At 62.8% G+C, this 12,347-nt stretch carries 10 protein-coding genes and 1 tRNA gene; 5 read left to right on the top strand and 6 right to left on the bottom strand.

What is annotated here, in order from left to right:
* Positions 1–355 (top strand): GNAT family protein (locus tag RDN59_RS09295; RefSeq protein ID WP_308607592.1); only part of this gene is annotated, 355 nt, incomplete at its 5' end.
* A gap of 702 nt (positions 356–1,057) precedes the next feature.
* Here the strand turns inward: RDN59_RS09295 and RDN59_RS09290 are convergent.
* The 5 genes from RDN59_RS09290 to RDN59_RS09270 all read right to left on the bottom strand — a co-directional run bounded on the left by RDN59_RS09290 (position 1,058) and on the right by RDN59_RS09270 (position 3,811).
* Positions 1,058–1,130, bottom strand: a tRNA-Arg gene (locus RDN59_RS09290).
* A gap of 90 nt (positions 1,131–1,220) precedes the next feature.
* On the bottom strand, positions 1,221–1,499 hold the full coding sequence (locus tag RDN59_RS09285; protein WP_308607591.1) for a glutaredoxin domain-containing protein: 279 nt from the start codon (positions 1,497–1,499) through the stop codon (positions 1,221–1,223).
* A complete protein-coding gene (locus tag RDN59_RS09280; protein ID WP_308607590.1) occupies positions 1,499–2,044 on the bottom strand; it encodes a dihydrofolate reductase in 546 nt (181 codons plus the stop codon). Before RDN59_RS09280 ends, RDN59_RS09285 begins: the two co-directional genes overlap by 1 nt.
* On the bottom strand, positions 2,044–2,868 hold the full coding sequence (locus RDN59_RS09275; protein WP_308607589.1) for a thymidylate synthase: 825 nt from the start codon (positions 2,866–2,868) through the stop codon (positions 2,044–2,046). The genes RDN59_RS09280 and RDN59_RS09275 overlap by 1 nt, the downstream gene beginning before the upstream one ends.
* A gap of 67 nt (positions 2,869–2,935) precedes the next feature.
* Positions 2,936–3,811: an NAD-dependent epimerase/dehydratase family protein gene (locus tag RDN59_RS09270; protein ID WP_070672437.1), complete on the bottom strand. Its 876-nt coding sequence runs from the start codon at positions 3,809–3,811 to the stop codon at positions 2,936–2,938.
* A 104-nt stretch (positions 3,812–3,915) separates the two neighbouring features.
* On the opposite strand from RDN59_RS09270, the gene RDN59_RS09265 reads away from it, so the two are divergent.
* The gene (locus RDN59_RS09265; protein ID WP_308607588.1) at positions 3,916–4,584 is read left to right on the top strand and encodes a TetR/AcrR family transcriptional regulator; all 669 of its coding nucleotides are present in this window, start codon (positions 3,916–3,918) and stop codon (positions 4,582–4,584) included.
* A gap of 41 nt (positions 4,585–4,625) precedes the next feature.
* Here RDN59_RS09265 and RDN59_RS09260 read toward each other — a convergent pair whose 3' ends face one another.
* Positions 4,626–5,384 (bottom strand): inositol monophosphatase family protein, encoded by a 759-nt coding sequence (locus RDN59_RS09260; RefSeq protein WP_308607587.1) that lies wholly within the window; start codon positions 5,382–5,384, stop codon positions 4,626–4,628.
* Between the two features lie 34 nt (positions 5,385–5,418).
* On the opposite strand from RDN59_RS09260, the gene RDN59_RS09255 reads away from it, so the two are divergent.
* From RDN59_RS09255 to RDN59_RS09245, 3 genes are all read left to right on the top strand, one after another.
* A complete protein-coding gene (locus tag RDN59_RS09255) occupies positions 5,419–10,329 on the top strand; it encodes a DEAD/DEAH box helicase (RefSeq protein WP_308607586.1) in 4,911 nt (1,636 codons plus the stop codon).
* A gap of 87 nt (positions 10,330–10,416) precedes the next feature.
* A complete protein-coding gene (locus RDN59_RS09250; protein ID WP_308607585.1) occupies positions 10,417–11,685 on the top strand; it encodes an alpha-hydroxy acid oxidase in 1,269 nt (422 codons plus the stop codon).
* A gap of 27 nt (positions 11,686–11,712) precedes the next feature.
* A partial coding sequence (locus RDN59_RS09245) for a DNA-formamidopyrimidine glycosylase family protein (protein ID WP_308607584.1) occupies positions 11,713–12,347 on the top strand: 635 nt, incomplete at its 3' end.

The following is a 12,347-nucleotide window of genomic DNA, read 5'->3' as shown; positions in this document are numbered from 1 at the left end:
TGGTGCGCTTGCACTAGTCATCGAGTATGACGGCACCCCGATCGGAGACGTCGCACTGTGGCTCACAGATAAGGAGCACCGCCAGGGCGAGATCGGGTGGGTTCTGAACCCGGCACACGGTGGGCAAGGATTCGCTAGTGAAGCCGTTCGCGCGGTACTTGCCCTCGGGTTTGACCATTACCATCTCCACCGCATTACCGCACAGATGGATGCCCGCAATAGTGCCTCGGCAGCACTTGCTAACCGCGTTGGGCTCCGGCTCGAAGCGCATCACGTCCAGGACTGGTTTAGCAAGGGTGAATGGACCGACACCCTCGTTTACGCGCGGCTTGCCTCCGAGAACATAAGCCAATGAATGGCGTCTGATTTGAAATGAGCAGCGGTTGGATGCCTTAGCGGGTAGCGAATTCTAGTCGCATTTCCGGCCGCAGGTCTCTGATGGTAATGTCTGGCTCCCTCAGCCGGTTAGGCCCAGCGGCTTTGAACTCTCGACCAACTAGAGCTGGGCGTATGTCCGGCCCCTTGGGTTTGCAGGTGGTTACAGGTGCCCCGCCTTTGCCTTTGCCAGACAGTCCGGCCGCACGCAGCAATCTAGCAGTCTGCTCTCGGTCGATAGCGATTCCTTCACGGACAAGCGCGTTCCGGATCTTCCGCACACCATTGGTATCAGCGTGAGTGTGGCGAAGGTGCTCAAGAAAAGCAGCGTCATGAAGTCTGCGGGCACTCATGCCACGAGCTTTGGATTGGCGGTAACCAAGCGAGGTAATGAAAGCGACCTTTGCGATTGTTCTTCAACGTCGCACACATTAACTTGAGTGAGAATCGATTCGGATACTCATCAATGAATCGGATCATTTTTTAGCGTTGTGGGTCGAGTTCTGACGCGAAAGCCGAAGCTGCTTTCAGCAACTCATTGGTGCCTCGAAGCTCTTAGTTTTCACGACGCAGCTTGGCCACCTCTGCAACACGATCTTCGGGCAAAGTGTGAAGTCTCGAGACACCGACCGGAACGATGTCTCGAGATTTCACAGAGTGCCCCAGAGAGTGCCCCAGAGAGTGCCCCAGAGAGGATTCGAACCTCCGACACCGGCTTTAGGAGAGCCGTGCTCTATCCCCTGAGCTACTGGGGCAGGGGGTGCGTTGCGCACCTAGGTAAGACTAGCAGCCCTGCTTAGGGCGGCGGTAAACGCGTGGCCTTTGGTCGCGCTGGCTGCGGGGGCTTATTCGCCAGCCAGCTCCGCGTACTTGGCGCGGACTTCGCTAGCAGCGGGATTGGTGGCGTGGGTGCCGTCGGAGTAGAGGACGGTGGGCACGATGCGGTTGCCGTCGTTGACGGACTCGATCCAAGCGTTGATATCTTCGGTGCCTTCCGCTTCGGCGTCGACGAGCGCGTGCGGAGTCTCAGTGCGATTGAGGGCGGAAATCAGGCGTTGGCAGAACGGGCACCAGTCGGCGTAGAAGATGGTGACGTGTTCGGTAGTTTCCGGGGTAGTAGCCATTAAGCAGCAGCCTTTCGGTCGTAGGTAAGGAATCGGTATTTCATCGGCAGCTCGCTCGGCGGCTGCCCGGGGATGGTGAGGTGTCCGGACTGTGAGGTCAGCCAGTCGCTATCGGCAGAAAGACTGAACTCCTCCGGCACGGAGGGGGCATGCACGGCATCGTCGCCGTAGGCATCGCCGACCTGCACACCCATGAGGGTCACCTCGATTCGGTCCACGCGGTCGAGGGCGGAGTTGTAGAGTTGGCCGCCGCCGATGATCCAGGCATCGCCAGGCGCAGCATCAAGCGCGGCGTCGAGGCTATCCACCACGGTGGCACCCGCAGACCATTCGCCGGGTTCATGGCTGGACAGCACGATGTTCTCTCGGCCTGGCAGCGGGCGGAACTTGGGGTTGAGGGATTCCCACGTCTTGCGGCCCATGATGACAGGTGCGCCCATGGTGACGTCCTTGAAGTGCTTGAGGTCCTCCGGCACATGCCAGGGCATGACGGCACCGTCGCCAATGATGCCGTCGAGGGACTGGGCCCAGATTGCGCCCAGCATTAGACGGACACCTGCGCCTTGATGGTGGGGTGGGGGTCGTAGCCGATGACCTCGAAATCCTCGAAGTCGTAGTCAAAGATGCTCTCTGCCTTGTGGAGCTTGAGCTGTGGATACTCTCGGGGCTCGCGGGAGAGTTGTTCCTTGACCTGCTCAATATGGTCGTTGTAGATGTGGCAATCGCCGCCGGTCCAAATGAGCTCGCCTACGTCCAAGCCTGCTTGCTGGGCAAACATGTGGGTTAGCGCGGCATAGGAAGCCAGATTGAAGGGAACACCGAGGAACATGTCGGCTGAGCGCTGGTAGACCTGCATGGAGAGTGTGCCGTCAGCGACGTAGAGCTGGAAAAGCAGATGGCAGGGCATGAGCGCCATCTTGTCAAGCTCAGAGACGTTCCACGCGGAGACCAGGTTGCGGCGCGAATCCGGGTTGTTTTTCAAGGTATCGAGCGCGACCTGAATCTGGTCGATGTGCTGGCCATCCGGCGTGGGCCAGGAGCGCCATTGCACGCCGTAGACGGGGCCCAGCTCACCGTTCTCATCAGCCCACTCGTTCCAGATGCGGACCTTGTTCTCCTGCAGCCACTTCACGTTGGACTCGCCGCGCAGGAACCACAGCAGCTCACCAATCACGCCGTGGAAATAAACCTTCTTGGTGGTGAGCAGCGGAAAGGACTCCGCCAGGTCGTAGCGCAGCTGGGCGCCGAACAGGGAACGGGTACCGGTGCCAGTGCGGTCGCCTTTGGGTGTGCCTTCTTCGAGGACGCGGCGGAGAAGATCCTCATATGGTGTTGTGAGGGCTGAAGAAGCGGTGGGAGTGTCACTCATGATGTCCAAGTGTAGAACGTTGGAGAAATCTTAGGTAGAGCGGTAGGGGTACCGGTGATGAGATTTGTTATTTCGATAGCTGGGCTTGATAAATAGCCTCTAGAGCTTCGTCGGTTGGGGTCGCCTGCCATGAGGACGTGGCGCCGGTAAGAATTGAGGGACGGTCCCACAGGTATCTCATTTCTTTCAGTCCTCGGAGGTCCGTGCTGGCAACGCCAGCTACTTTTAGCATCCATGAGTGAATAGTGATGGGGGAGTGTTGGCATCCGGCACGTCGAGCAAACTCAGCTTGAGTCAGAGCGGGAGCGCAAGGTGTGGAAATTATTGGGGGTGTTGAATCACCTAAAAGTGCGTCTGCCAACGCTCGTGCAAAGTCTGGAAGATACGTGACCGAGTGTTTAGCGTGTGCGTTAAAAAGAGCAAGGGGACGCTTCTTCCCAATGATGAGCTGATGGTAAACGCATCCGGGGCCGGCATCTGGTCCGTACAGATCGGCCGCGATTACTGAGGTAGTGCGCGAGGGGGAGGCTAAGCGGTTCTCGATTAGGGTCGCTCGAACACCGGGTTTTCCATTGCGAGATCGGGTGAGGGGAGTATCAGGCGAAATCACCTCGTAAGTCTGGTCGAACCCATACATCGATTCGGGAAAGACGACGGGGATGCCCCGTTGGGTGGCTACCTTCAGCACGGTTTCTTCAGCTGGAATGAGTAGGTCGCGCCACTTTTGTGCGTCATATGGGGCGTGGATGCAGTGGGCAATGCCGTCGATCTGGTCGGGGTAGGCGTCACTGTGTGTTGCGTCGCCCTTCTTGAAATCAACGTTTTCACTGGTGGCGAATTGGGGCTGTCGCCGCGTCATGATTGTGCATGTGTGCCCTCTTTTTGCGAGTTCACGTGATAGTGCACGGCCAACGGGGCCCGCGCCGGTGATGAGAAAGTGCATTGAGTGTCCTCCACTCTTATTAGTGACTGGTGCTCTCTAAGGTTATAGTTGCACTCGGCTACCGTCAAGAGCAGTGCTCTCTTTTGTGTTGATATAGTTTTCATATGTCGATGACACCAAGAGCGCGTGCTCGCGAAGAGACGATGTCGCGCATTGTTGAGCTCGGACGAAAGCAGCTTGATGCAGGTGGCCCAGAAGCCTTGAATCTGCGTGCAATTGCTCGTGATTTGGGGATAGTTTCTTCGGGTATCTACCGCTATGTGCCCGACAGGGCCCACCTATTAACGATGCTGATTGTCGATGCGTTTGAAGCGCTCGATGGCGCCGTTGCCCAAGGAGTGGGTGCGGCCACTGGGACGCGAGCTAAATTCGTGAGCCTTGTTGCCGCTATGAGAATGTGGGCTTTGAAATTTCCTCAAAGGTGGGCGCTTATTTACGGCACGCCCATCATTGGATACGAAGCGCCCGCCTCAGAAACAACGGGTGCGGGTACAAAAGTTAGTCGGCGTCTAGCCGTTTTGTTAACTGAGACCTCGGTTAAAGAGTTAGAACCGCGTTCCTCTCAGCTCTCGCAAGACCTTGCGGCGGCATCTGATGAGCTTGATGTGGAACTTCCCGCTGACGTCATGGAAAAGGCGCTTGAGGCGTGGATACAGATAATTGGCGTGATTAATGCCGAGGTTTTCGGTTACCTAGGCAAAGACACACTAAATGACTACCACGAGTTTCATGCTCGAATGGTTTCTCGTCTTGCAGACGAGTTGGGACTTTGATTTAGCGGCGCTGCGTAGGAGGGGAACGCCGCACAAGAAACCTAGTACCCGCCGTTGGCCTCCGCGTAGGCGGCGGCGTGTTCGAGGATGTCATCAGCCAGCTCGGGGCGGCAGACCAGCAGGTCGGGGATAAAGGTGTCCTCGTTGTTGAATGTGATGGGAGAACCGTCAAGGCGGGAGCAGTGCAGGCCCGCAGCCAAAGCAACGCCGACCGGAGCAGCCTGATCCCACTCGTACTGACCGCCAGCATGAATGTAACCGTCATAGTCACCGAGGAGTACGTGCATGGCCTTGGCACCCGCGGAGCCGACGCCCACGGTCTCGTAGTCCATCTTCTCAGCGATGTAGTCCGCCACCTTCGGCGGGCGGTTACGGGAAACCACGATTTTCTTCGATAGCGGGCCGGTCACCGCACGCACATCGGAAGACTTAAAAGTAACGCCGAGATCCGGCATACCTACTGCGGCGTGGATGGGGGTGCCGTTTTCGACGAGCGCAATGTGGACCGCCCAGTCCTGACGGCCGGTGGCGAACTCCTTGGTGCCGTCGAGCGGATCGATGATCCACACGCGCTCCTTCTTCAGGCGGCTCAAGTCATCGGAGGCCTCCTCAGACAGGACACCGTCCTGTGGGCGGTGCTGCTCGAGGACGCGGGCGATCCATTCCTGAGCGGCTTCATCGCCGGCATCACCCAGCGCCAAGCCGCGCAGCAGGCCACCGTTGCGCACGCCTTTGAGGATCTCGCCGCAGCCATCGGCAAGGGAGTTAGTTAGACGGGAATCAGAAATCTCAACGGTCATAGTGACCAGATTAGCGCGCGCGATACAGTAGGGCATGTTCAAAAACGTTCTGGCGAAGTTCCGCCCGCAGGTTGCTGGCTGGTTCGCCGACGTATTCGCCGCCCCCACCCCGGTCCAGGAGCAGGCGTGGGAGGCGATTTCCGGTGGTGCGAATGCCCTCGTCGTGGCGCCGACCGGCTCCGGTAAGACGCTCGCGGCATTTTTGTGGGCGCTGAATTCTTTGGTGGAGCGCGAAGGCCAGACCGCGCTGCCACTGAGTAATGACCCAGCCCGTGAAGGTGCCCACGATGGCGTACGGGTTCTCTACATTTCCCCGCTCAAAGCACTGGGCGTGGACGTGGAGAATAACCTGCGCGCCCCACTCAACGGCATCGCCCGCACCGCTGAGCGCCTAGGTCTCGACGTGCCGGATATCACTGTGGGAGTCCGCTCCGGCGATACCCCGCAAGCCGAGCGTGCCCGTCAAGTGCGCAAGCCCCCGGACATCCTCATCACCACGCCGGAATCGGCCTACCTCATGCTCACTTCCAAGGCTGCGGGCATTCTGAAGACCGTGGATACCGTCATCATCGATGAGATCCACGCCCTGGCCGGCACCAAGCGCGGCGTGCACCTGGCCCTGACTTTGGAACGCCTCGCGCTCATCGCCGGGGAGTTTCAGCGCATTGGGCTCTCCGCCACGGTGCGGCCGCTGAGTGCTGTCGCGAACTTCTTGGGCGGCGACCGTCCCGTGGACATCATCGCCCCGCCCGCGAAGAAGCGCTGGCAGCTCGACGTCCACGTGCCGGTCGAGGACATGTCGGACCTGCCCACCCCGGAGCAGGGATCCCCCATCGGGGAGGCGACTGTCGACGACCCCCTGGGCATCACCGAAGGCCCTCAAGACGCGTTGCGCGTACAAAGCGCGGCAGGAGACTCCGCCCTGCCCACGGCGAAATCCATCTGGCCTTTCATCGAGGAAGAGCTCTACGCCGAAATCATGGAGCACCGCTCCACGCTCGTCTTCGTTAATTCCCGTCGCACCGCCGAGCGGCTTACTAGCCGGCTTAATGAGCTCTATGCCCAGGAGCACGATCCAGAATCCTTAAGCCCAGCCACCCGGCGCGACCCGGCCCAGCTGATGAAGCAGGTTGACGTCGCAGGTAAGGCACCTGCTGTGATCGCCCGGGCGCACCACGGTTCGGTGTCCAAGGATGAGCGCGCGCTGACGGAGACGATGCTCAAGGAAGGCACGCTCAAGGCCGTGGTGGCCACGAGCTCCCTGGAGTTGGGCATCGACATGGGTGCAGTGGAACTGGTGGTGCAGGTGGAATCCCCGCCCTCGGTGGCCTCCGGCCTGCAGCGCGTGGGCCGCGCCGGGCACTCGGTGGGAGCGGTCTCGCACGGTTCCTTCTATCCCAAGCACCGCGCGGACCTCGTGCAATCAGCTCTCACCGTCGCCCGCATGGAGGAGGGCCTCATCGAGGAGATGCACTCCCCGCGCAACCCGTTGGATGTCTTGGCACAGCAGACGGTGGCGGCGGTGGTGGCGTCGGCAAGCGCGGGCACGAGTGAGGGACTCGAGGCCGATAGTTGGTACGACACCGTGCGCCGCGCCTGGCCCTATAGGGATTTGGCGCGCGAGGTCTTCGACTCCGTGCTGGACTTGGTCAGTGGTGTGTATCCTTCGACGGATTTTGCGGAGCTGAAACCGCGGGTGGTTTATGACCGCGTGACGGGCGTGCTCACCCCGCGCCCCGGCGCGCAGCGAGTGGCGGTAACCAACGGCGGCACCATCCCGGACCGCGGCATGTTTGGGGTCTTCCTCGTGGGCGGTGAGGAGAAATCGCCGCGCCGCGTGGGCGAGCTCGATGAGGAAATGGTTTATGAAACCCGGGTGGGGGATATCTTCACCCTCGGTGCGACAAGCTGGCGCGTGGAGGAGATCACGCGCGACCAGGTGCTGGTGACACCCGCGCCGGGGCATACGGGGCGTTTGCCCTTCTGGAACGGTGACCAAGCTGGGCGGCCCTATGAGTTAGGCAAGGCGCTGGGCGCATTCCGGCGTGAGGCGCACGCGGATGCGTCTATCGTGCGCGACGCTGACGAGAACGCGCGGCGTAATATCTCCGCCTACCTGCAGGAACAGAACGAGGCCACTGGGCTCATCCCGGATGAGAAAACGTTGCTACTGGAGCGCTTCACGGACGAGTTGGGGGATTGGCGCGTGCTGTTGCACACCCCGTTTGGCCGGCCGGTGAATGCGGCGTGGGCGCTGGCGGTGGGACAGCGCGTGGCGGAGCGCACCGGGATGGATGCCCAGGCGGTGGCGGGCGATGACGGCATCGTGCTGCGCCTGCCGCAGGGCGAGGCGGACCCGGATGCCGCGCTCTTTCTTTTCGACGCCGATGAGATCGCGGACATCGTCACCGAACAGGTGGGCAACTCCGCGCTCTTTGCCTCACGTTTCCGGGAATGCGCGGCGCGAGCTCTCCTGCTGCCGCGGCGCAACCCGGGCAAGCGCGCGCCCTTGTGGCAGCAGCGCCAGCGCGCGGAGCAGCTTCTCGACGTCGCCCGCAACTACCCTTCTTTCCCCATCATCTTGGAGACCGTGCGCGAGTGTGTGCAGGATGTCTACGATCTGCCGGCGCTGACGGAGGTCATGCGGGAGCTGGCGCACCGCCGCATTCGCATCGCGGAGGTCACCACGGAACAGCCCTCGCCCTTTGCGTCCTCGCTGCTGTTCAACTACACCGGCGCCTTCATGTATGAGGGGGACTCGCCGCTGGCGGAAAAACGCGCGGCGGCCCTGGCACTGGACCCGGCGCTGTTGGCGAAGCTGTTGGGCACGGTGGAGCTGCGCGAGCTTCTCGACGGCTCCATCATCGCCGAGGTCCACGCCCAGCTGCAGCGCACCACTCCGGAACGTCAGGCGCGCACCACCGAGGAGGTCGCGGACCTGCTGCGCGTGCTCGGCCCCATTCCGGTCGAGGAGTTCGGCGCGCATGCCACGGTGCCATTGAGCGCACTCGATGCGCTCGGTGCGCGCATTATGCGGGTGCGCATCAACGGTCGCGAGCACGTGGCGCAAGCGCTCGATGCGCCGCTGCTTCGCGACGGCCTCGGCATCCCCGTCCCGCCCGGCATCCCCGCCCAGCAGGCCACGATTACCGATGCCGTCGATCAGCTGGTCAGCCGCTGGGCGCGCACGCGCGGTCCGTTTGTGGCGCGCGATGTGCAGGACGCCTTTGGCCTCTCGGCCGCGGTGGCGCACTCGACGCTGAAGGGGCTGGATTCCATCCTGGCGGGGCACTACCGGCAAGGGGTGGAGGAGCAGGAGTACTGCGCGGCAGACGTACTCAAGGTCATCCGCTCGCGCTCGCTGGCAGCCGCGCGGGCGGCCACGCAGCCGGTTTCGCCCGCGGCTTTTGGGCGCTTCCTCCCAGACTGGCAGCAGGTGGCGGCCGTGGGCCGGCGCCCGGTGCTGCGCGGGGTGGATGGCGTCTTTGCGGTCATCGAGCAGCTGGCCGGCGTGCGCCTGCCGGCTTCTGCCTGGGAGAGCCTCATTTTGCCTGCGCGTGTAGGGGATTATTCGCCGACGATGCTCGATGAGCTCACCGCCAGCGGCGAGGTCCTCATCCTCGGCGCCGGCAAGGCCGGATCCAATGACCCGTGGATCATGCTGCTGCCGGCGGACTATGCCGCACAGCTCGCCCCGCAGGTCTCCGCGGAAAAAGCGGGCGTGTCCATGCTGCAGACCCAGCTGCTGGAGGCTGTACAGGGCGGCGGCAGCTACCTCCTCTCCGATATCCAACCGCAGCTCAGCGGCACGCCCGAGGAGGTCCGGGAGGCGCTCTGGGGCCTGGTGGAAGCAGGTCTGGTCAGCCCCGATTCCTTCGCTCCTATCCGGGCCCACCTGGCAGCAGGTGGGCGCGCCGGTCGTACGGCGCATCGCGCGCGGCGTCGGCCAGCGCGCTCGCGTCTGCGCATGGGGCGCACCTCTTTTGCGCAAGCACACAATGTGTCTGGTGCGCAGGTCGCACCAGACGTGGTGGGGCGCTGGTCGCTCTCCGTTCCCGCCGCCACGGATGCAACGTCGCGCTCCATTGCCCACGGCGAGGCCTGGCTAGACCGCTATGGCGTGCTTACCCGCGGGTCAGCGGTGGCCGAGGACGTCCTGGGTGGTTTCGCCCTGGCGTATAAGGTGCTCTCCGGTTTTGAGGAATCCGGCAAGGCCATGCGCGGCTACGTTATTGAGGGTTTGGGCGCCGCGCAGTTCTCCACGCCTGCGGTCATCGACCGCCTGCGCGGCGTGGATGATTCCCCCGATGTCACGGGCTGGCCCTCCGGAACCCGCGAGCCGCAGACCTATGTCCTTGCTGCCACAGACCCAGCGAACCCCTACGGTGCGGCCCTGTCCTGGCCGCCGAGCGACGGCCCCGACTCCGCCCGGCCTACCCGTGCTGCCGGCGCACTCGTCGTACTCATGGACGGCCTGCCCGTAGCTCACCTGACCCGCGGCGGGAAGACACTGACCACATTCTTTAACGCTCTTCCTGAGGGAATCGAGCGCGCCGAGGTGTTGTCTGCGATTCTCCTCGGCTTCAACGAACTCGTGGCTTCTGGGCGTTTGAGCAAGCTCGTCATTGAGAAGGCGAACGGCCGGCCCATCTTCGAATCAGAACTCGCCGGTGAACTGCGCGGCTTAGGAGCGGCGCTAACCCCGAAGGGCGTGCGCATTACCGGCTCTGCCCACTCTGCTTCCTCCGGTCGTACAGGACAGCACGGCCAGTCTGGAGAAGCCGCGCGTTCTACCGAGCCTTATCGTCCCGCACGTCGCGGTGGGCGCCGCGCCGTGGACGCAATAGAGGAGCTCTCCTTCGATGATCCCGAGAACCTCGCGGACCCTCATGAGCCTCCCTCTGGCAGTCCCGGCGGCTTCCGCCCGCGCCGCCCACGCCGCTGAATCTTATTCCGCAGCTTTTCGGCTTCGCGCATTTCCTAGGTCTACCCTCAGACGTTGATAGACCTATAGAAAAGGAGTCGTGCCGCCATGCGGTTGAAGCGCCAATTGCCTAACGTGTCCGAGCTGAAGAACCTCATGCGGTTCGAAGCACCCAACCTCGACCGCCGGGCAGCCCGCCTGGCAGAGGCCGCTGATGTGTGGGACCTGCGCAAGATAGCCAAGCGCCGCACACCCAAGGCCGCCTTCGACTACGTCGACGGGGCCGCCCACGACGAGGTCAGCTACCGTGAGTCCCGCGATTTCTTCCGCGACGTGCGCCTGATGCCCAACGTGCTCAACGGTGCGCACGACATTTCCTTGAGCACCGAGATCGCCGGCGAGCCAGCAGCATTGCCCTTCGGCATCGCGCCGACCGGCTTTACCCGCTTCATGCATGCCGAAGGTGAGGACGCCGGTTCCCAAGCCGCCCGCGATGCCGGAATCCCGTTCACGCTCTCCACGATGGGCACGCGCTCGGTCGAGGAGGTCGCGGCGTCGCAAGGCACTAGCGGCCGCCGCTGGTTCCAGCTCTACCTATGGAAGGACCACTCCGCCTGCCAGGAGCTCATCGAGCGTGCTGCCGCCAACGGCTACGACACCCTCGTGGTTACCGTGGACACGCCCGTGGCCGGCCATCGTTTGCGCGATACCCGCAACGGAATGCGGATCCCGCCGCGCCTGACCGCGGGCACCGTTTTCGACGCCGCGTGGCGCCCCGAGTGGTGGTTCAACTTCCTCACCACGGACCCGGTCACCTTCGCGTCGTTGACCTCGACCACCGGCACCCTGGGCGAGCTGGTCAACACCATGTTTGATCCGGGCCTCAACTTCGAGGACCTGGCGTGGATTCGCAAGCAGTGGACGGGCAAGCTCTTCGTCAAGGGAATCGTCAACCCCGAGGACGCACGCAAGGTCATCGGCCTCGGCGCGGATGGCATCGTGGTGTCCTCCCACGGCGGGCGCCAGCTCGACCGCGTGGTCAACACCCTCCAAGCACTGGAGGCCGTGCGCGCGGAGGTGGGCCCGGACGTGGAGATCATCTACGATTCCGGCATCATGTCCGGCGTCGACATCGCCATTGCGCTGGCACTCGGCGCGGACTTCGTCCTCATCGGCCGCGCCTACCTCTACGGGTTGATGGCCGGCGGCAAGGAAGGTGTGGACCGCGTCATTGAGCTGTTGGCGGAGGAGTTTAAAAACACCCTGCAGCTGCTCGGCGTGAAGAAGATCGAAGACCTTTCCCGCCAGCACGTGGTCACCCCGTGGGAGCCGGGCGCGCTGGCATTCGGTGCGGGAAAGGATGCGCCGGTAGAGTAGGCACCCGTTCGGTGAGGAGGTTCTACTGTGCCAGAGGGTGATTCCGTACTGCAGCTGTCGAACCGGCTGCAGTTTATGGAGGGCCGGCGCGTAACCCATTCCTCCCTGCGCGTGCCGCGCTATGCCACCGTGCGCTTCGACGGGCTGGTGTGCGAGGAAGTCTGGCCCTATGGTAAGCACCTCTTCATGGACTTCGGCGGCGAGCTGATCCTGCATACGCACCTCAAGATGGAGGGCACGTGGGCCATCCACTACGCCGGTGACCGCTGGCGCAAGCCCGGCCACAGCGCGCGCGTGGTGCTGCAGATGGAGAATACCCCGCGCGATATTGAGCTGGTGGGGCATTGGCTGGGGCACGTGGGAGTGTTTCCCACGTGCGAATTCGAGCAGCGCATGGCGCACCTGGGACCGGACATTCTCGCTCCAGAATGGGAGGAAGGAGGCTTTGAGGAGGCCGTGCGCCGCATAGAGTCCCGCCCTGAACGCAGCATCGGCGCCGCGCTCTTGGACCAGCGCAACGTGGCGGGTTTGGGCAACGAATACCGCGCCGAGATCTGTTTCCTGGCGGGTGTCCACCCAGCAACGCCGGTAGCGCTTGTCGACGTCCCCCAGATCCTCACCCTCTCCCGCCGCCTCATCTGGGCCAACCGCGATTCCCCGGT

This window comes from uncultured Corynebacterium sp. (assembly GCF_902489365.1).
GTDB lineage: Bacteria > Actinomycetota > Actinomycetes > Mycobacteriales > Mycobacteriaceae > Corynebacterium.
Note: the sequence above shows the minus strand (reverse complement) of the source record. Positions and strands in the feature narration are given on the sequence as shown.